The 19,411-nt window shown below is 72.0% G+C and carries 16 protein-coding genes; 11 read left to right on the top strand and 5 right to left on the bottom strand.

Features of this window, described 5'->3' with window-relative positions:
* Positions 1–127: 127 nt before the first annotated feature.
* The 5 genes from ACZ562_RS10565 (at position 128) to ACZ562_RS10545 (ending at position 9,346) form a co-directional block, all read left to right on the top strand.
* Entirely contained in the window at positions 128–766 is a 639-nt protein-coding gene (locus ACZ562_RS10565; RefSeq protein ID WP_471176069.1) for a GNAT family N-acetyltransferase, read from the top strand.
* Between the two features lie 120 nt (positions 767–886).
* The gene (cbiE, locus tag ACZ562_RS10560; protein ID WP_471176068.1) at positions 887–2,110 is read left to right on the top strand and encodes a precorrin-6y C5,15-methyltransferase (decarboxylating) subunit CbiE; all 1,224 of its coding nucleotides are present in this window, start codon (positions 887–889) and stop codon (positions 2,108–2,110) included.
* Positions 2,111–2,476: 366 nt separating this feature from the next.
* A complete protein-coding gene (gene cobT, locus ACZ562_RS10555; protein WP_471176066.1) occupies positions 2,477–7,000 on the top strand; it encodes a nicotinate-nucleotide--dimethylbenzimidazole phosphoribosyltransferase in 4,524 nt (1,507 codons plus the stop codon).
* A 145-nt stretch (positions 7,001–7,145) separates the two neighbouring features.
* Positions 7,146–8,390: a uroporphyrinogen-III C-methyltransferase gene (cobA, locus tag ACZ562_RS10550; protein ID WP_471176065.1), complete on the top strand. Its 1,245-nt coding sequence runs from the start codon at positions 7,146–7,148 to the stop codon at positions 8,388–8,390.
* A gap of 65 nt (positions 8,391–8,455) precedes the next feature.
* On the top strand, positions 8,456–9,346 hold the full coding sequence (locus tag ACZ562_RS10545; RefSeq protein ID WP_471176064.1) for a TrmH family RNA methyltransferase: 891 nt from the start codon (positions 8,456–8,458) through the stop codon (positions 9,344–9,346).
* Positions 9,347–9,556: 210 nt separating this feature from the next.
* Here the strand turns inward: ACZ562_RS10545 and ACZ562_RS10540 are convergent, their stop codons facing one another.
* The 4 genes from ACZ562_RS10540 to ACZ562_RS10525 are packed head-to-tail and all read right to left on the bottom strand — an operon-like array spanning position 9,557 to position 13,231.
* Positions 9,557–10,786 carry an ABC transporter permease gene (locus ACZ562_RS10540; RefSeq protein ID WP_471176062.1) on the bottom strand — a complete coding sequence of 410 codons (1,230 nt, stop codon included), beginning with the start codon at positions 10,784–10,786 and terminating at the stop codon, positions 9,557–9,559.
* Complete coding sequence (locus ACZ562_RS10535) at positions 10,783–11,520, bottom strand: ABC transporter ATP-binding protein (protein WP_471176060.1); 738 nt, start codon at positions 11,518–11,520, stop codon at positions 10,783–10,785. The genes ACZ562_RS10540 and ACZ562_RS10535 overlap by 4 nt, the downstream gene beginning before the upstream one ends.
* Complete coding sequence (locus tag ACZ562_RS10530) at positions 11,517–12,680, bottom strand: peptidoglycan-binding protein (protein ID WP_471176059.1); 1,164 nt, start codon at positions 12,678–12,680, stop codon at positions 11,517–11,519. The genes ACZ562_RS10535 and ACZ562_RS10530 overlap by 4 nt, the downstream gene beginning before the upstream one ends.
* A complete protein-coding gene (locus ACZ562_RS10525) occupies positions 12,677–13,231 on the bottom strand; it encodes a hypothetical protein (protein ID WP_471176057.1) in 555 nt (184 codons plus the stop codon). Before ACZ562_RS10525 ends, ACZ562_RS10530 begins: the two co-directional genes overlap by 4 nt.
* Before the next feature lie 144 nt (positions 13,232–13,375).
* Here ACZ562_RS10525 and ACZ562_RS10520 point away from each other — a divergent pair, with 144 nt between their 5' ends.
* The 6 genes from ACZ562_RS10520 (at position 13,376) to ACZ562_RS10495 (ending at position 17,737) form a co-directional block, all read left to right on the top strand.
* Complete coding sequence (locus tag ACZ562_RS10520; protein ID WP_471176055.1) at positions 13,376–14,032, top strand: response regulator transcription factor; 657 nt, start codon at positions 13,376–13,378, stop codon at positions 14,030–14,032.
* 53 nt (positions 14,033–14,085) lie between these two features.
* The gene (locus tag ACZ562_RS10515) at positions 14,086–15,366 is read left to right on the top strand and encodes a sensor histidine kinase (RefSeq protein ID WP_471176054.1); all 1,281 of its coding nucleotides are present in this window, start codon (positions 14,086–14,088) and stop codon (positions 15,364–15,366) included.
* Positions 15,367–15,437: 71 nt separating this feature from the next.
* The gene (locus ACZ562_RS10510) at positions 15,438–15,833 is read left to right on the top strand and encodes a response regulator transcription factor (protein WP_471176052.1); all 396 of its coding nucleotides are present in this window, start codon (positions 15,438–15,440) and stop codon (positions 15,831–15,833) included.
* Between the two features lie 99 nt (positions 15,834–15,932).
* Positions 15,933–16,337 carry a hypothetical protein gene (locus ACZ562_RS10505; RefSeq protein ID WP_471176050.1) on the top strand — a complete coding sequence of 135 codons (405 nt, stop codon included), beginning with the start codon at positions 15,933–15,935 and terminating at the stop codon, positions 16,335–16,337.
* Positions 16,338–16,531: 194 nt separating this feature from the next.
* A complete protein-coding gene (locus tag ACZ562_RS10500) occupies positions 16,532–17,398 on the top strand; it encodes a hypothetical protein (RefSeq protein WP_471176047.1) in 867 nt (288 codons plus the stop codon).
* 57 nt (positions 17,399–17,455) lie between these two features.
* Positions 17,456–17,737 carry a hypothetical protein gene (locus ACZ562_RS10495; protein WP_471176044.1) on the top strand — a complete coding sequence of 94 codons (282 nt, stop codon included), beginning with the start codon at positions 17,456–17,458 and terminating at the stop codon, positions 17,735–17,737.
* A gap of 37 nt (positions 17,738–17,774) precedes the next feature.
* On the opposite strand, the gene ACZ562_RS10490 is transcribed toward ACZ562_RS10495, so the two are convergent.
* Positions 17,775–19,274: a serine/threonine-protein kinase gene (locus ACZ562_RS10490; RefSeq protein ID WP_471176872.1), complete on the bottom strand. Its 1,500-nt coding sequence runs from the start codon at positions 19,272–19,274 to the stop codon at positions 17,775–17,777.
* Positions 19,275–19,411: the final 137 nt, after the last annotated feature.

The raw sequence follows: 19,411 nt of genomic DNA, 5'->3' as shown, positions 1-19,411 counted from the left end.
GTATCGCCACGCACGGGGTCCACTTCCTCACAGGGAGTGGACCCCGCAGTGCGGTCAGGTGCTCTCATGCTGCATGCTGGGCAGTTCAGCAGGTCCTGAAGGTTTTCCGAAGGTTACGGAGCGGCGCATGACTAGCACCTTCCCCAACATCTCCATCAACACGGAGCGGTTGGTGCTGCGGCCCCTCGACGAGGACGACGTGCCCGCGCTGGCCGAGATGATGAACGACGAACAGGTCGCGGCCTGGACCGACGTCCCCCAGCCCTTCACCGAGGACGGGGCCCGCACCTGGATCACCGAGTACGCGCCCACCCAACGCACTGCCGGCCGCGGCCTCGACCTCGCGGTCACCGAGTTCCTCACCCAGCGCCTGGTCGGCATCGTCCAGCTCGGCAGGACGAACTGGCACATCCGGTCCACCGAGCTGTCGTACATGATCGCCCCCTGGGCGCGCGGCGAGGGCTACGCCTCGGAGGCGGCCCTCGCCACCGCCCAATGGCTCTTCGGCGACCAGAAGTTCGAGCGCATCGAGCTGCGTACGGCGGCCGACAACACCGCATCCCAGCAGGTCGCCCAGAAGATCGGCTGTATCAGCGAGGGTGTCCTGCGCAACGCCTGCATAGTCCGCATCCGCACGGAGGACGGCACGTGGACCGACGTCCGCACCGACTTCATCGTGTGGAGCCTGCTGCCCGAGGACCTCGACGGGGCGGGGGAGGAGCTGGCCGACACCGGCGGTTTCACGTCGTTCTCGGACTGGAACTGACACCGGGGGGCCCGGGGGGTTGCCGCTCCGGCCGGCTCCACCAGGTACCCTCACGGAGCCCGAGGGCATCCCGGGCGACCCCTGACAAAACCCGCGCGAACCCCCTGGAGACTGACGACGATGGCCGACCGGGTCACGGTGATCGGCTGGGACGGCTCTCCGCTGACCGCCGCGGCACGCTCCGCCCTGGGTGCCGCCACCCTCGTGGCCGGTGCCGCCCACCACCTGGCGCTCCCCGAGGTGCCGGCCGCAGCCGAGCGCATCCGCCTCGGCAGCGTCGCCCTCGCCGCCCGGCGCATCGCCGCCCACCGCGGCACCGCCGTCGTGTTCGCCGACGGCGACCCGGGCTTCTTCGGCGTCGTACGGACTCTGCGCGCACCGGAATTCGGCCTGGAGGTCGAAGTCGTCCCCGCCGTCTCCTCCGTGGCCGCCGCCTTCGCGCGGGCCGGCATGCCATGGGACGACGCACAGGTGGTCGTCGCACACCGGCGCACCCTGCGACGCGCGGTGAATGTGTGCCGCGCCCACACCAAAGTCGCCGTTCTCACCTCACCGGGCGCCGGCCCCGCCGAACTCGGCCTGCTCCTGGAGGGCGTCCACCGCACCTTCGTCATCTGCGAGGAACTCGGCACCGAACGCGAGCAGGTCACCGTCGTGACCTCCGACAAGGCGGCCGACCACAGCTGGCGTGACCCGAACGTCGTCATCGTCATCGGCGGCCCGGCCGGCCCGCCGGCCGGGGCCGGAGAGGGCGGCGGCTGGATCGCCGGCCGCGACCCTGCCGCCGGACAGCGCGGCTGGGCGCTGCCCGCCGAGACGTACGGCGGCGCGCTCGGCGAGGGCGAGACGGATCTCCTCCGGGCGGCCCAACTCGCCCGCCTCGGTCCTCGCGTCGGCGACCTCGTGTGGGACATCGGCTGCGGCAGCGGCGCCTTCGCCGTCGAGGCCGCGCGCGCCGGGGCCGCAGTCATCGCCGTCGACCGGAACCTGGAGGCCTGCGCCCGCACCGACGCGGCGGCCCGGCGCTTCGGGGTCCAGCTGCAGATTGTGCACGGCAGCGCCCCGCACGTCCTGGAGAACCTCCCCGAGCCGGACGTCGTACGCGTCGGGGGCGGGGGAGCGGCCGTGGTCTCCGCGGTCGCCGACCGGCGCCCGCAGCGGGTCGTCGCGCACGCGGCGACCCGCGACGCGGCCGAACTCGTCGGCCGGGACCTCACGGAACACGGTTACCGGGTCGAGTGTGCCCTCCTCCAGTCCGTCGAACTCGACACGCGGGCCTGGACGGAGACGGAACGGAGCGTCGCGTTCCTGCTCAGCGGCCTGTTGCCGGACCGAGCGCGATAAGTCCATTCCCGGCCCCCTTGATCCTGTTGTCGTACCGCGCGCGGTAGGCTGGCCGACCGTTGTGCCGCACTCGGACGCCCGGCGGTTCGCCGGTCAATGTCCGGAAAACCCGCCTGTTTTGGGGTGGACGTGGTACGGCAGAACCGGAGGACGCGCAACGTGGCGCAGTCCACAGCGGACCGTCGCGGATCAAGCTGTCGTGACGGAGCAACGGCCGCGACAATGCCAGTTAATGGCTTTGTCGTCTTTGTCGGCAGGCCGTTCGTGCCGCTGGGCACGCACGCTCGTTCTTGACTGTGGGGCGGTCGGTGCGCCGTTCCGGGTGAGCTGGTCGTAGGAGCACTAACCGATGGGCGAGGGGTACGCATGACCGACACCGGCCAGGTCCCGGGCGAGGGACTGCCGGAGAGCGCAGGCATGGTGGAACAGCCGGGCGTCCCTGCGCACGGCGCGTACACCTACCTCTCCGAGACCACCGCCGAGGACGAAGACCTGTTGCTGCTGCCGGGCGCCCAGGGCGCGTGGGGCAACGAGGTCGCCCCGCCCGCGCCGGAGCCGGTCGTCGAGACCGTGCACGAGCCGGGCCCGCACGAGATGTCCGGCCGCGACAGCGGCTCGGTCGACCTCGCCGGCGTCCGCCTCCTCAACCAGGCCCCGGCCCCCACGCCTCCGCCCTCGCCGCGCCGCCCGCTGCACCTGGGCCCGCCCATCCCCGACGCCTCCGCCAGCCCCGTCCGCTCCCTCGCCGACCGGGGGCCCGCGGGCGCGCCGGTACGGCAGCCGGGCCCGCCGACGACCGGCGGCCCCGAGTACCTGGACGTTCCGCAACCGCGGGAGACGCATCTCCAGGGCGAGGACACACATCCCCAGAGCGCGGCACCGTGGGGCGCCCCGGTCGGGCTCGGGGCGCCCCCTGCGGAAACGGTTGTTCCGGCGCAAGGGCCCACCACCGAGCCCGGGGGCGCGGCGCAGGCCGCCATGGCCCGGCTCGCGAGCCAGGCAGGCGCCGCGAACGCCCCGATGACCTCCGAGGACGCTGCCGCGAACGGCCCGCAGCTCGCGGAGTCGGGGCAGGCGGCGCAGGGCCCGGAGGGCGGGTACGCCGGGCAGGCGGCGCAGGGCCGGGAGGGCGAGTACATCGGGCAGGCGGCGCAGGGCCCGGAGGGCGGGTACGCCGGGCAGGCGGCGCAGGGCCCGGAGGGCGGGTACGCCGGGCAGGCGGCGCCAAGTCAGGACGCTGGGCACGCCGGGCCGGGCCGGGAGGCCGGGCCGGCCGACGGGGCCTCCCTCGCCGACGGGACCGCGCAGGCCGGCCCCGGAGCGCCCCACGTCACGGACGCAGGCCAGGTTTCGCCAACCGGTGCTTCACCTGACGCCGGGCACGTTCTCGTGCCGTCTGCTGGTGGTGATGCCGGGCCTGTCCAGGTCACGTCTGCTGGTTCTGATGCCGGGCGGGTTCCCGAAGCGTCTGCTGGTGGTGATGCCGGCCCTGTCCAGGTCACGTCTGCTGGTTCTGATGCCGGGCGGGTTCTGGTGCCGTCCGCCGGTGGAGATGCCGGACCCGCCCAGGTCACCGCCGTTGGACCCGATGCCGGGCACGCTCCGGTGTCACCCGTCGGCGCTGATGCCGGAAACCTTGCCGGCACCCCCGCCGGTGCCGATGCCGGCCCCGTCGCCGCGACTGCCACCGAAGCGGTAGCCGGAGCCGCCCCGGCGACTCCCCCCGACGCAGGGGCCGGAGCCGCCCCGGCCACCCCTGCCGACTCAGTTGGCGGACCCGCGCCCGAGCCCGCGACCGTCGCCGGCGCAGACGCCGGCCCCCCTCCGGCCACCCCCGCCGACGCAGACACCGGCCAGGTTCCCGCGGCCGACTCCGTCCTGGACGCCGTACCCACACCAGGCGGCCAGGTCCCCGCGGCCGACTCCGCTTCCGAGGCCGGCCAGGCTCCCGCGACCGTCCCCTCCGAGGCCGGAGAGGTTGCCAACAGCATCTCCGTGCCCGACGCGGGCGAGGCTTCCGTCAGCACGCCCATCCCGGACACCGCCCCGGTTCCCGCGGCCGCGCACGCTCCCGACGCCCCGCAGGGCCCGGAGGTGGCGCAGGGCGCCCCCGTGCCCGACGGCGCGCAGCCTTCCGGCACGGCAGCGGTACCCGGTACCGCGCAGGCTCCGGCGGTGGACGTATCCGTTCCGGCGCCGGAGAGTTCCGAAGGCGTGCCCGTCCCGCAGGCCGCCGAGCTCACGCAAGAATCAGCGGCCGTAGCCGATGCCTCCGCCGAGGTCATCGCCGAGGCGAGCCCTCAGCAACTGGACGCCGAGCACGCGCCTGCGGGGCAGGAGCCAGTCGCGGAACCGCGACTCGCCCCCGCCCCGGACACTCAGCACACCCGGAGCCCGCAGCCGGAACAGGGCCCCCAACTCGTCCCGGGTCCGCACCCCGTGCAGGCGCCGCAGCCTGCCCCGGACGCGCACCACAACCTCGTCGCGCAGCCCGGGACCGTGGACGCACCGCAGGACGTGGCCGTCGCCGTGGACCCGGCCGCTCCCTCCGCCGCCCCGGCCACCCACGCAGCGGACCAGGACCCCGCGTCCCCCGCTCCTGAGCCGCACCTCACCCCGGCCGCCGCCTCCCAACTCGTCGCCCCGGCTGCGCAGACCGAGGCCCAGCCGCTCGCCCCGGCCGCGGACACCCCGCTCGTATCCGAGGACGCGACCGCACCCGCGGACGCCGCCCCCCAGCCCGCCGAACTCGCCGGAACAGGCACCCAGTTCGCCGAGCCCGGCGCCGAGGAACCGCCCGCGGACGTGGCGGCCCCCGCCGAGCACGGCCACGGCGAAGCCATCCCGCCCCTCCCGGCCGGCGTCCCCCTGGAACCCCACCCCGGCCAGCCGCTGGGCCAGTTCGTCCCGGTCGAGGGCTCGGTGCCGACCACCCCGCACCTGGCGCCGACCCCGCCGCAGCCGATCGTCCTCCCCGTGGAGGAGCACGGCGTCGCCGCGGTGCCCGCCCCCCGTGCGGCCGACCCCGCTTCCGTACCGGCCGCGCCGGACACGGAGCACGACCCCGAACTTGCACAGCACGCGGACGACCTGGACAGCCGGGCCGCCGACCAGGAAGAAAGCACGGCCGCAGTGGAAGACGTACGACAGTCCACCGGTCCGGCCGCGCCCGCCTACGACGACGCCGAGCGCGAGGCCGTCCTCAAGGTGATGCGCGAGCGCCGGGACATCCGCAACGGCTTCCGCAGCGACCCGATCCCGCACGAGGTGCTGCTCCGGGTTCTGGAGGCCGCGCACACCGCGCCCTCCGTGGGCCACTCCCAGCCCTGGGACTTCGTGGTCATCCGCTCGGCGGAGACCCGGCACAGCATGCACGAACTGGCCATGCGCCAGCGCGACGCCTACGCGAAGTCCCTCCCCAAGGGCCGGGCGAAGCAGTTCAAGGAACTGAAGATCGAGGCCATCCTCGACACCCCCGTGAACATCGTCGTCACCGCCGACCCCACCCGCGGCGGCCGCCACACCCTTGGCCGGCACACCCAGCCGCAGATGGCGCCGTACTCCGCCGCGCTCGCCGTCGAGAACCTGTGGCTCGCCGCCCGCGCCGAGGGCCTCGGCGTCGGCTGGGTCAGCTTCTTCGACGAGCGCGAGATGGTCCGCGCCCTCGGCCTGCCCGAGCACCTGGAGGTCATCGCCTACCTCTGCGTGGGATACGTCGACGAGTTCCCGGACGAGCCCGAGCTGATGCAGGCCGGCTGGTCCAAGCGCCGCCCGCTGTCCTGGGTCGTCCACGAGGAGACGTACGGCCGTCGCGCCCTGCCCGGCGAGGAGCCGCACGACCTGCTCGGCGAGACCGTCTCGCAGATCCGTCCGCTGGACGCCAAGGCGCTCGGAGAGGCTTGGGAGCGGCAGAAGCGGATGACGAAGCCGGCCGGCGCGCTCGGCATGCTGGAGATCATCTCCGCACAGCTGTCCGGCCTGTCCCGCCAGTGCCCGCCGCCCATCCCGGAGCCCGCGGCCGTCGCCATCTTCGCCGGCGACCACGGCGTGCACGCCCAGGGCGTCACCCCGTGGCCGCAGGAGGTCACCGCCCAGATGGTGGCCAACTTCCTCGGCGGGGGAGCGGTCTGCAACGCCTTCGCGGGCCAGGTGGGCGCCGAGGTCTGTGTCGTGGATGTCGGCGTGGCCGCCGACCTCCCCGCCACCCCCGGCCTCCTGCCGCGCAAGGTCCGCGCGGGCACGTCCGACATGACCACCGGCCCCGCGATGACCCGCGAGGAGGCCAAGCAGGCCATCGAGGTCGGCATCGAGACGGCCCGCGACCTGGTGGCGGCCGGCAACAAGGCCCTGCTCACGGGCGAGATGGGCATCGCCAACACCACGGCGTCCGCCGCGCTGATCTCGGTCTTCACGGACACGGACCCCTCCGAGGTGACGGGCCGTGGCACCGGCATCAACGACGAGACCCTGGCCCGCAAGACGGAGGTCGTCCGCCGCGCGATCGAGCTCCACCAGCCGGACCCGGCCGACCCCATCGGCGTCCTGGCCGCGATCGGCGGCTTCGAGCACGCGGCGATGGTGGGCCTGCTGCTGGGCGGCGCCTCACTGCGCACGCCGGTGATCCTTGACGGGGTCAGCGCCGGCGCCGCCGCGCTGGTCGCCCGAGCGATCGCCCCCGAGGTGCTGGCCGCGTGCATCGCGGGCCACCGCAGCGCCGAGCCGGGCCATGTGGCCGCCCTCAACAAGCTGGGTCTGCGCCCCCTGGTCGACCTCGACCTCCGCCTCGGGGAGGGAACGGGCGCGCTGCTGGCGCTTCCGCTGGTGCAGAGCACGGCGCGTGCGATGCACGAGGTGGCGACGTTCGACTCGGCGGGAGTCACCGAGAAGTAGGCCGGAACCGGGGGGTGGACCGGGCAGGCGTTCCCGCGTGCCCCCCACCCCCCGCCGTACGCTGAACCCGCAGCTTAAAATCCGCACGTCAGGGCCGCTCCAGAGCCGCAGCGCCCACTCACGCCTGTCCGAGGAGCCGCACCTCATGGCCGAAAACCCCGCCTACCCCGTAGGCCTCCGCCTCACCGGCCGCCGCGTCGTCGTCCTCGGCGGCGGCCAGGTAGCCCAGCGCCGGCTCCCGGCCCTCATCGCGGCGGGCGCGGACGTCCTCCTCGTGTCTCCGGAGGCGACCCCCTCGGTCGAGGCGATGGCGGACGCGGGCGAGATCACCTGGGAGAGGCGCCCGTACGCCGACGGCGACATCGCGCACGCCTGGTACGCCCTCATCGCCACCAGCGACCCGGAGGCGAACAACCGCGCCTCCGCCGAGGCGGAGACGCACCGGGTGTGGTGCGTCCGCTCCGACGACGCCGACGCCGCAACGGCCTGGACCCCGGCGACGGGCCACAGCGAGGGCGTCACGGTCGCCGTCCTCACCACGAGCGCCAAGGGCCGCGACCCCCGCCACACCGCCGCCATCCGCGACGCCGTGGTCGAGGGCCTGCGCGACGGCACCCTCGTCGCCCCCCACCACCGCACCCGCACCCCGGGCGTCGCCCTCGTCGGCGGCGGCCCGGGCGACCCGGACCTGATCACGGTCCGCGGCCGCCGCCTGCTCGCCGAGGCCGACGTCGTCATCGCCGACCGCCTCGGCCCGCGCGACCTGCTCGCCGAACTCCCGCCGCACGTCGAGGTGATCGACGCGGCGAAGATCCCGTACGGCCGGTACATGGCCCAGGAGGCCATCAACAACGCCCTGATCGAGCACGCCAAGCAGGGCAAGTCCGTCGTACGGCTGAAGGGCGGCGACCCCTACGTCTTCGGCCGCGGCATGGAGGAGCTTCTGGCGCTTGCCGAGGCAGGCATCCCGTGCACCGTCGTGCCCGGCATCTCCAGCTCCATCTCGGTGCCGAGCGCGGCCGGTATCCCGGTCACCCATCGCGGGGTCGCACACGAGTTCACGGTGGTCAGCGGTCACGTCGCCCCCGACGACGAGCGGTCCCTGGCCGACTGGCCGTCCCTGGCTAAGCTCACCGGCACGCTCGTGGTCCTCATGGGCGTCGACAAGATCGGCAGGATCGCCGAGACCCTGGTAGCCCACGGCAAGTCCCCGGACACCCCGGTCGCGCTCATCCAGGAGGGCACGACGGCCGCGCAGCGCCGCGTCGACGCGACCCTCGCCACGGTCGCCGAGACGGTGCGGACGCAGGAGGTCAAGCCCCCGGCGGTCATCGTCATCGGCGAGGTCGTCAACGTGGGTGTGCCGAGTTCCGCGCAACCGGCCGAGTAACCCCGGGTAACTCCAACCCGTTCACGGCCGTTGGCACCGCACCGAGGACAAGGCAGTATCACCCTGTGGCCGATCTCATCACCGTCGAGGACCCCGACGACCCACGCCTGCGCGACTACACGGGCCTGACCGACGTCGAGCTGCGCCGCAGACGCGAACCCGCCGAGGGCCTGTTCATCGCCGAGGGCGAGAAGGTCATCCGCCGGGCCAAGGACGCGGGATACGAGATGCGTTCGATGATGCTGTCGGCGAAGTGGGTCGACGTCATGCGCGACGTCATCGACGAGCTCCCGGCCCCGGTGTACGCGGTCAGCCCGGAACTCGCCGAGCGGGTCACCGGCTACCACGTGCACCGCGGCGCCCTTGCCTCCATGCAGCGCAAGCCGCTTCCGACGGCTGCCGAACTGCTGCAGACGGCTCACCGGGTCGTGGCCATGGAGTCGGCCAACGACCACACCGACGTCGGCGCGATGTTGCCTTCGGGTCTGCGGAGGACTGCAGGTCAGCGCGTCGCCATCTTCGAGGACATGGTCGATCACGCGAATCTGGGGGCTGCCTTCCGCAACGCGGCTGCTCTGGGCGTGGACGCCGTGTTCCTCACGCCGCGCTGCGCCGACCCCCTCTACAGGCGGGCTGTGAAGGTGTCGATGGGCGCTGTCTTCCACGTCCCCTGGACCCGGCTGACCTCTTGGCCGAAGGACATCGAGGTGCTGCGTCAGCACGGTTTCGTGACGGCTGCCCTGTGCCTCTCCGAGAAGTCGATCACGATTGACGAACTAGCCGCTCGCCGGTACGAGAAGCTGGCCCTGATGCTCGGTACCGAAGGCGACGGACTGTCGATCGACGCCCTGCGCGCAGCCGATGAGCGGGCCCGGATCCCGATGGCCGCAGGAGTGGACTCCCTCAACGTCGCCGCAGCTTCCGCCGTGGCCTTCTATGCGACGAGGCTCCGGTAGCCCCATCGACGGTCGCCTCCCTGAGGGCGTCCTGCCCGACGGCAGCTGCGGCGCACGGACCGAGAGCCCCTGTCACATCCCCGGCCGGGTGCCGTCCGGCCGGGGATGTGACACAGGCTCTGACGCGAACAAGCACAGCAGAGCGGCAGGGACCGTCAAGGCCCGGTGCCCTGGTCGGCCGGTCCACCGGCCGACCAGGAGCTCGTCCGCTCACGGCGCGGCCAGCGCCTCCGTCGGGGAGAGTCGCGATGCCTGGACTGCCGGATAGAGCCCGGCGACCGCGCCGATCAGGAGGGTCGAGCCGAGGCCGCCGGCCACCGCCCAGGGCGGGACCGTGGTTGGCCAGGACTGGGTGGCGGCGTATCCCGCGGTCACGGCGACGCCGAGCAGTACGCCGCCCACCCCGCCCAGCGCGGACAGCAGCAGTGACTCGGTGAGGAACTGCAGCCGGATCTGGCCGCGGCTCGCGCCGAGCGAGCGGCGCAGGCCGATCTCCGGGCGGCGTTCCAGCACGGAGATGACCATGGTGTTCGCCACCCCGATGCCGCCGACAAGCAGGGCGACGGCGCCGAGCCCGAGGAGCAGGGCGCCCAGCGTCCGGTCGGTGGCGCGCTGGGCGGCGAGCGCGTCCGAAGGCCGGGAGACGCGCACCTCGTTGGGCGCCTCGGGATTGGTGGTGGCGGCGAGCACGGAGCGTACGGCCTCCACGGACGGCTCGGCGGACCGGACGTAGACGAAGGTCGGGTGCCCGTCGAACCCCAGATAGCGCTGAGCGGCCGGCCAGCCGACCAGCGCCGCCGTGTCCAACTCCTTGGCCAACGGTACGGGGTCGAGGATCCCTGCGACGCCGAACCACGCGTCGCCCAGCCATATCCGCACCCCCGGCGTGCGCACGTCCAGCCGCCGTGCGGCCTTTGCCCCGAGGACGACTGCCGGATACCGGGCGGTCGCGGCGTTCAGCCAGGTGCCGCTGGTGACCTTGCCGCCAAGGGTGCGCAGTAGGTCGGAGCGCGTCGCCAAGACCTCGATGCTGCCGGTCTGGCCGCTGGGGACGTGGTCGTTGCGGTACGCATGCGCGTCGATCCGGCCGACCTCGGAGACCGAACGGACCGGGGCGATGCGGTCGAGCATCAGGGCCGATGTCTTGGGCAGTTGGGCGTCGGTACCGTACATGGTGCTGCCAGGGCTGACGGTGAGCAGGTTGGTGCCGAGCCGGTCCAGGGTGCGGTCGAGGTCGGCACGGCTGGAGGCGGAGATGCCGACGACCGCGAGCATGGCCGCTATCCCGATCGCGATGCCGACGGCGGAGAGGAAGACCCGCAGCGGCCGGGCGCGCAGACCGGCAGCGCCGACCCGGGCGACGTCCGCGGGGCGCAGCCGGGCGTGGGATGGGGGGGTGCGTGCTGGCTCCCGTTGCGGTTTGCGAGGTGTCTTCGTCATGATGCGCTGCCTTCCCCGCCGGGCGCGAGTGCGTTGGCGCTGTCCGTCAACAGGCCGTCACGTACATGCACCTGACGGGGCAGATCCGCGGCAATCTCCCGGTCGTGGGTGATGACGACGACCGTCGTACCGCCCGCTCGCAGGTCCCGCAGCACCTCCATCACCCCGGCGCCGGACGCGGAGTCCAGGTTGCCGGTGGGCTCGTCGGCCAGCAGCAGGGCGGGTTCGCCGACGACCGCGCGGGCGATCGCCACCCGCTGCCGCTCGCCGCCGGAAAGCTGGTGCGGCAGATGGCCGAGCCGATGGCCGAGGCCCACCCGGGTCAGCGCGGCATCGGCGGCCGCGCGGCGCTCGCGCAGCGTCACGCCGGCGTAGAGCAGCCCGTCCGCGACATTGTCCAGCACCGGCACCCCCACCGCGAGGTGGAACTGCTGGAAGACGAAGCCGATCCGCTCCGCCCGCAACGCCGACAACTGACGGTCCGTCAGGCGCGACACGTCGTACCCGTCGATCCGCACCATGCCGGACGAGGGCTGATCGAGAGTACCGATGATGTGCAGCATCGTGGACTTGCCGGAGCCGGACGGGCCGACGATGCCGAGTAGTTCGCCGTAACCGATGTCGAGGTCGACGCCGCGCAGTGCGGTAACGCCGCCGGCGTAGGTCTTGGACACGCCGCGTAGTTCGGCCACGTTCGTCACGGTGTCCGGCCCGGGGCTCGTCCCGGTGCTCATTCCGGCATCCCGACGGTCGCACCGGCGGTGATCCCCGGGCCGCGCACCTCGACCAGGCCCTCGGCGAAGAGCCCGGTCCGTACGGGCACGATGCGCGTACGGGGTCCCGTGCCGGCACCGGAATTCTCGACGACCTCAAGGCCGTAGCCGCCCTCCGCGAGCGCGAGCAGTGCCACCACCGGAACGGCCAGGACGTTCTCGCGCCGTTCGGCCGTATAGCGGATGTCGACCGTTCCCGGGTCCGTCCCGCGCAGCGCCTTCTGCTTGGTGATGTCGATCGTGACCGTGACGGTGTCGTCCTGAGATCCGGACCCGCTCCCGGACCCTGACTCGCCGTCCGAGCCCTGCCCGCCCGACGTCCCGCCGACAGATTCCCCCGAATCCCCCAGTCCCTCCGTCTCCCCGTCACCCACCGCCGTCACCGTCCCCGCCAGCGCCGCGCCGCTCGGCAGCTTGACTTGCACCTTCGTTCCTTTGACAGCCCAGCCGGCGTCGGTGGTCTGGACATCGGCCGTAACGACCTTGGTGGTGCTGGTGCAGGTGAGCACCTGGGCGTCCGCCGACGCGCCGAGGCGGACGGAATGCTGCGCGATACGCACCCGGCCAGGCCCGTAGATCACCTGGTCCATGCCGACGGAACCGGTTCTGGGCAGTCCCAGGTTGCGCTGCCAGCGCTTCACCGCGTCGGCGGTGAACTCGGTGAACTTCTCGTCCACGTCGAACCCGGTATAGCCGAGCGCCTGCAGATTGCGCTCGAACTGGAGCACGTCCGGGCCCTTGGCGTCCTCGGCGAGCGCGCGGTACATCGGCAGCGCTCCGTAGAGCAGCAGCACCGGTCTGTCGTCGGCGCGGAGCAGCACGCCGCCGCGCCCGACAAGGCTGCCGACCGGCGGCAGCCAGGTCACCGTGCCCGTCGCCCGGGAGACGACGGGGGCGGCGGCGCCGTAGTCCAGCCGACCGGACAGGCTCGTCGCGTCGGTGAGGGTGCGGCGTACGACATGGGCGGTGGCGGCGGGCGTGTCGCGGGGCGGCGGCGTGGCACCGGACTCCCCGCCCCCGAAACCGAGGGCCGCGGTCGTGACCGCCGCTACGATGGCCGCCACCGCCGTCCCGCCGACCAGGACTCGCGTATGACGGTGGCGCCGTCCGACTGCGGTCATCCGCCGTTCACCGACCCGCCGCCGGTCCGCGGCAGGAGGTTGCGGCAGGCTTCGAGCGCCTTGTGCGCCTTCGGGTCGGTCTTGATCTGCCTGGCGAGGGCATCGCTGAGCGCGGACTCGCCGGTCTGCGGGTCCGGGTCCGGGTAGGCCTGCAGGCCGTGTTCGCGCATACAGGCCGCGTACCGGCCGCGTTTCTCGAGTTCGTCGGGCGAGAGCCGGGGCGGCGCGGAGGCGGCGGGCTGCAGCGCGCGGCACTTCTCGGTCGCCGACATGATCTTCTCGATCGAGGTCTTCTCCTTGTCGACCTCGGCCGTGCCCTCGGACGTCTCCTTCATCACCACGCCCTGCTCCCGCATGCACGTGGCGTACTTTTGGGCCTGCTCGTCGTCGTCGGCTTGCGAGCGGCCGGCATCGTCCGACTTCTCGGCGGTGGCCACCCCGGGCCCGTCGTCGGACCCGCTGCAGCCGACGACCCCGAAGACGAGGACGAGTAGCGGTACGGCTGTGAGGAGTCCGGCGTGGCGCACGCGGTCCATGCTTTGTCCGGTCATGTCAAGATCTCTCCCCGTGCTTTCGGTGCGTGGGTAGAAGAGGACATCCGACGGCATATAAGTCCACTGTCAGGACTGGTGCTTATGGGCGTCTTATGCGCGCTCGGGCAGCATCGCCCGGGACTGAGGGGGAGGTGGGCCGCCGTGCGCGTACTCGTCGTCGAGGACGAGGAGTTGCTCGCCGAGGCGATTGCGGAAGGGCTGCGGCGGGAGTCGCTGGCGGTGGACGTCGCCTACGACGGCGCCGCGGCCCTGGAGCGGCTGGGCGTCAACGACTACGACGTTCTCGTGCTGGACCGGGACCTGCCTCGGGTGCACGGCGACGAGGTCTGCCGCACGGTGGTCGAGAAGGGCTACGACACCCGGATCCTGATGCTCACCGTAGCCGGCGAGGTCGCCGACCGAATCGCCGGGCTCTCCCTCGGCGCCGACGACTACTTGCCGAAGCCGTTCGCCTTCGGCGAGCTGGTCGCCCGTGTCCGGGCACTGGGCCGGCGGGCCCGCCCCGCCACTCCACCGGTGCTCGCGCGGGCCGGAATCTCGCTGCACCCGGGGCCCCGGGAGGTCTACCGGGACGGGCGGTACGTGGGGCTGTCGCGCAAGGAGTTCGCCGTCCTGGAGGAGCTGCTGCGCGGGGAAGGCAGCGCGGTCAGCACCGAGCAGCTCCTGGAGAAGGCCTGGGACGAGAACATCGACCCGTTCACGAATGTCGTACGCGTCACCGTGATGACTCTGCGCCGCAAGCTCGGCGCGCCGCAGGTCGTGCAGACCGTTCCGGGTTTCGGATACCGGATCCCGTGAGTGGTTCCGTGAGGGGTTCCGGCCGGGGCAGGAATCCGGGTGTGGCCTCGGGCGTGGTGGATCCGCCGAAGCGGACCATCCGCGTCCGGCTGACCCTGCTGTACGGCGGGCTGGTGATGCTCTCCGGCGTCACGCTGTTGCTGGTCACGTACGTCATGCTGGATCGGATCATCGCCACCCAGCCGATCGACATCTCGTCCGTGTACCCGCCGCCCGGGGCGTCCGCCACCGCTCCCGCGAGGATGCCGGACGCCACCCCGCCTTCGAGTGCCGACGTGGGCTCCGCACCCAGTCCCGTGCTGAGCGGCGCTCCGTCGGGGAGCGCAGGGAACGAGGACCTGACCGCGTACAAAGAGGAGGCGCGAGAGGCCGCGCAGCAGCTCCGCGCCGACTTCCGGAAACGGACGCTCAAGCCGCTCATCGTCGGCGGCTCGGTGGCCCTCGGCCTGTTCGCGGCCGGCGGACTGTTGATCGGCTGGCTGGTCTCCGGCCGCACCCTGCGCCCCATCAGCCGGATCACGGCCACCGCCCGACGGGTCGCGGACCGCAGCCTGCACGAGCGGATCGGGCTGACCGGTCCGCACGACGAGCTGCGCGAACTCGCCGACACGTTCGATGACATGCTGCGCCGGCTGGACGCCGCCTTCGAAGGGCAGCAGCGCTTCGTCGCGAACGCCTCCCACGAACTGAAGACCCCGCTGGCGATCAACCGGACGCTGCTGGAGGTGGCGATGGGCCGCCCCGACGCCCCGCCCCAGGTCGCCCAGCTCGGCGAGAACCTGCTGGCGGTGAATGCCCGCCACGAGCGGCTGATCGACGGGCTGCTCACCCTGGCCCGGTCCCAGCACGCAGTGGCCGATCCCGTGCCCGTCGATCTGACCGCGGTGGTGCGCCGGGTGGCGGACCTGGCCCAGCCGGATGCCCGGCGGGCCGGGGTGACGCTGACTCTGGAGGCAGCCCCGGCACCGGTGGAGGGGGATCCGGTGCTGCTGGAGCGCCTGGCGCTGAACCTGGTGCAGAACGCCATCCGGTACAACACCGACGGCGGGTGGGTACGCGTGGTCTGCGGCGGCCACGGCGGCGACACCGTCCGCCTCACGGTGGACAACAGCGGGCCCGAAGTGGCGCCGTACGAGGTCCCCGCGCTCTTTGAACCGTTCCGAAGGCTCGACGACCGGGTCGGATCAGCGCAGGGCACGGGCCTGGGACTGTCCATCGTGCGTTCGGTGGCCCGCGGGCACGGCGGCGAGGCGAGCGCCGTGGCGCGTACCGGAGGAGGGCTTACGGTCCGGGTCGCGTTGCCCGCACAGCCTCCTGATGGTGACGAAAAATAGCTTAAAAACAGCGGAATTCGTAGATCTATTACATTCTTCTGGCGCGCCCTTATCCCCTGCCTGTAGCCTGAATGGGGTTCATTCAGCCGGCGTCGCAGGGAGCCCGGTGGCTTTGTGGGGCAGCCCAGACCCGGTGTGGATCCCAAGGAACCGAAGAACCGGGGGGAAGAATGGACGTCTCTTACGGGTGCCAGAGCTGTGCGCTCTTTCGGTTGCATTGCGCCAAGGCCGACAGAGTGTCCGTGCTCGAAAGAGTCGAGTTGTTGAGCGCACGCGAGTGGCATGTGTTCCGGCTGTTGTCCACGGGGTCGTCCAATCGTGAGGTGTCCCGCGCTCTTTACATCACCGAGCGGACAGTCAAGGCCCATATTGCCAGCATCGTGTCAAAGCTTGGCGTCGCCGGACGATTTCAGGCCGCACTGGTGTCCTACGTCTACCACGTGCAGAACTGTCCCAACGGCCAATAGCTGGCCGCTGCACGATCTGGTGCCATTGCTATGCCTGGCCGTCCCGGACGGGACGGGACGGAACAACGCCAGCAGGGCTCGAATTCTGGAGGAACAATCGTGCGAACCAACTTCAGGCGGCAGCTCCGCCGCGCCGTCGCGACCGGCGCGGCGGTCGCCGCACTCGGCGGAATCGGAATGGCGGGTGCCGGATCGGCGTCCGCCGCCACCCACAAGAACGGCGTCGTCGAGGTCGGCGAGCTGGGGCTCTACTACCTCAGCAACTACGGGACGCCGGTCTTCGACCTGTATTTCTCCGACTCCGACTTCAGCAACGACTACTTCCCCGGCACCACGATCAGGGCGGACAACAACACCGAGTCGGACTGGAACCGCGACACCTACACCTGGTGGGTGTGCACCGGCTACAACTACGGCGGTTCCTGCGGCTACATTTCGCCGGGTGGGTACGGCAACCTGAACGCGACGTACAAGAACACGGTGTCGTCGGCGTACTTCAGCTGACGCTGATCCCGACACCGAACTGACGCGTCACCGCCGCACAACAGGAAACACCGCACAAGGCCAGGTGCCCTGCCCATTGCAGCTGGGCAGGGCACCCGACTGTTTGTTCCTAACCGAGATTCGCGGAGTTCGCTATGCCTGTCTACCTTCGCAAGCCACTCGTAAGCTCAGCGTTAGGACGGTCCGGGCCGGCAGTGTGCACCGCCCTTCTCGCGCTCAGCGCGATCACTTCCTGCTCCCCCGGCCCAGGGAGCGAGAACAATTCCGAACCGGCGGTTCCGACCATTCCCCGGATCGTCGCCGCGGCGGATCTCCGGCTCCCGCTACAGGATTATCTGCTCACCGACCGCCAACTGCGTGATCTGGACCGGGCCCGGGTCGTCCTGATCGACCGGTGCATGCGGAGGTTCGGATTCGGCTATTCGGTCCAGCAGCCCGCCGCCAACTACGGGCCGCGCAGCGCAACTGAACGGCGGTACGGGATCACCGACGCGTCGGCTGCGGCCGAATACGGCTACGGGCTGGGAAACCGTGACCCCGCGCTGCAGAAACCCCCCGCGAAACCGAGCCTCGGCGTCGACGCGCAGACCGTCCTGTTCGGCAAGGGAAGGTCCAGCATCAAGGGGCTCAAGGTCCCCGACGGCGGCTGCGTGGCCCAGGCCGACCAGTCCCTGGGCACCGCCGCTCCCGCCGGAACGGACCCGGGCCTGGCCCAGCAGCTGTCGTTCCAGTCCTTCGACCGGTCGAAGTCCGACTCCCGGGTGCGAAAAGTGACCCGTGCGTGGTCCGACTGCATGGCCGACAGCGGATACGACTACAGGGACCCGCTCGCCCCGCTGGCCGATCCGGGTCTCTCCGGCAGTACGAGCGCCCGGACGATCGACACCGCCACGACCGACATCCGGTGCAAGGAGAAGACCAACCTGGTGGGCGTTTGGTTCGCGGTCGAGTCCGCCTACCAGAAGCAGCTGATCGACCAGAACTCCGAGCAGTTGACGGGCCTCAAGAAGGCGAACGGCGCCCGCCTCCGGGCCGCCGGCGCGCTGAAGGCCGCCGGCTGAGGGCTGTAGCCCCGTACGCCGCCCGGTCGGTGGAGTGACCGGGTCACACCACCGGCAGTGGCCGGACGCGAGGTGCCGGCACTCGCCGGGGCGAAGGAGATGCTGCACGTCCGCGACTACGAGGTGTGCGCCACCACCCCGAACACGAGTCTGACGCCCTGCCAGTCCGAGTACGAGGGCTACAGGGGCAACCACGGCAACACGCTGGACCGGTGGTACCGGCGGGCCGACGTACGGCGCCGGCTGACCCGTGAGCTCGGGCAATGGACCACCAACGCGCAGAGCGACATCCGCCCGGCACAGCTGCGGCGAAGATCGCTGTTACACCATGAGAGGTGACGCGACTCATGACGAGAACACGAGGCTGCCTTCGCTGTTACTGGCCACCGGGGTCTCGTTCCAGGAGCTGGATCTGCGCGGTCGGACGGGCCGGGCCCGAGAGCTGATCCGTTTTCTGGAACGTCGACGTGAACCGCTCCGACATCAGCTTCGCGTCCTCGAAAGAGCCGCGATCGGGCCGCACGTCCGTCCGCTCCTGCTGCTTTCGTACGAGGTCCCCGTCGCCCCCGAGCCCCCGCGGTGGCCCCTGGCAGCCCTGCGCCGCGGCGATGCCGAGCGCCACGAGCAGCGTCACCACCACGAAGACGAACAGCCGCTGACGCAGCAACCGCGGATTGGCGGGCCGCCGCCCGGTCCCCGTCGTTCTGGGCGCCGGACGGCCCGTCCCGCTGCGCTGCGCGGGCCGGCTCCCGCTGCCGGAGCGGGTGGTGTTCCGCGATGCCGGCGTGGGACGCGCCCCGGACCGGGACGGCGTGCCGGCCCGTGACGTGCTGCTGCCGCCCCGTGACGTGCTGCTGTTGCCTCTGGAAGTAGAGGGACTGCGAGACGGTGGGGCGGCACCTCGCGGCGGGGGGGTGGTTCCCGGCGCCCCCTGCTGTCCCTGCGGACGGCGCTGGGGTGACCGCTCCGGGTACGGGTCGGCGAGCCGGCCGGTGTGCCGGTCCGCCTCGCCGGAACGCGGCGCGGGCGGCCGCGTGTCGGCGACCCCCTGAGCCTCCCGGGCTGCGATCTCCTTGAGGCGCATCGACAGCTGGAGCGTGCTGGGCCGCTCTTCGGGGTCCTTCGCCAGACAGGCCCGGACAAGCGGAGCCAGTGCGTCCGGCACGCCGTGCAGCTGCGCCTCCTCGTGCACCACGCGGTACAGCATCACCTCTGAACTGCCGTGCCCGAAGGGCGAGTCGGCCATCGCCGCGTACGCCAGGGTCGCGCCGAGGGAGAACACGTCCGTGGCGGGCGTCACCGCGGCGCCGCGCACCTGCTCCGGCGCCAGGAAGCCCGGCGAGCCGACCGCCGTGCCGACGTGCGTGAGCGTCGAGGCCCCCGTCGCCCAGGCGATGCCGAAGTCGATGATCCGCGGGCCCTTGGGCGAGAGCAGGATGTTCGACGGCTTCAGGTCACGGTGCACGACCCCGGCCTCGTGGACGGCGACCAGCCCCTCCGACAGGGCGGCCCCGATGGCGGCGACATCGGCCGCGCCCAGCGGACCCTCGTCGGCGACCTTGTCGTGCAGGGAGGGGCCGGGCACGTACTGCGTGGCGAACCACGGCCGGTCCGCGTCGAGATCCGCCGCGACGAGCCGCGCCGTACACCCGCCGCGAATCCGCCGCGCCGCCGAGACCTCGCGGGCGAACCGCGAACGGAACTCCTGGTCCTCAGCCAGGTCCGGCCGGATGACCTTCAGCGCGACCCGCTGCCCCTTGCGGTCGGAGCCGAGATAGACCACGCCCATCCCGCCCGCGCCGAGCCGTCTGTGAAGCCTGAACGAGCCGACGACGCGCGGGTCCTCGCGCCTCAGGCGCATCATCGCCATGTTCATCCCCGCTGCCCGGTCCGTGTGACGTGGCACAGCTTACGTTTCCACGCCCGTCCGCGCGCAGAGGCCGCGCCCTCTCGGCCCGATCGATTGTCAGTGCCGGGTGGGAGACTTGAAGGGTGGTCAGGGAGCCCGGGTAC

Source organism: Streptomyces sp. NPDC040410, from assembly GCF_055595715.1.
This window is presented reverse-complemented; position numbering and strand designations above follow the sequence as displayed.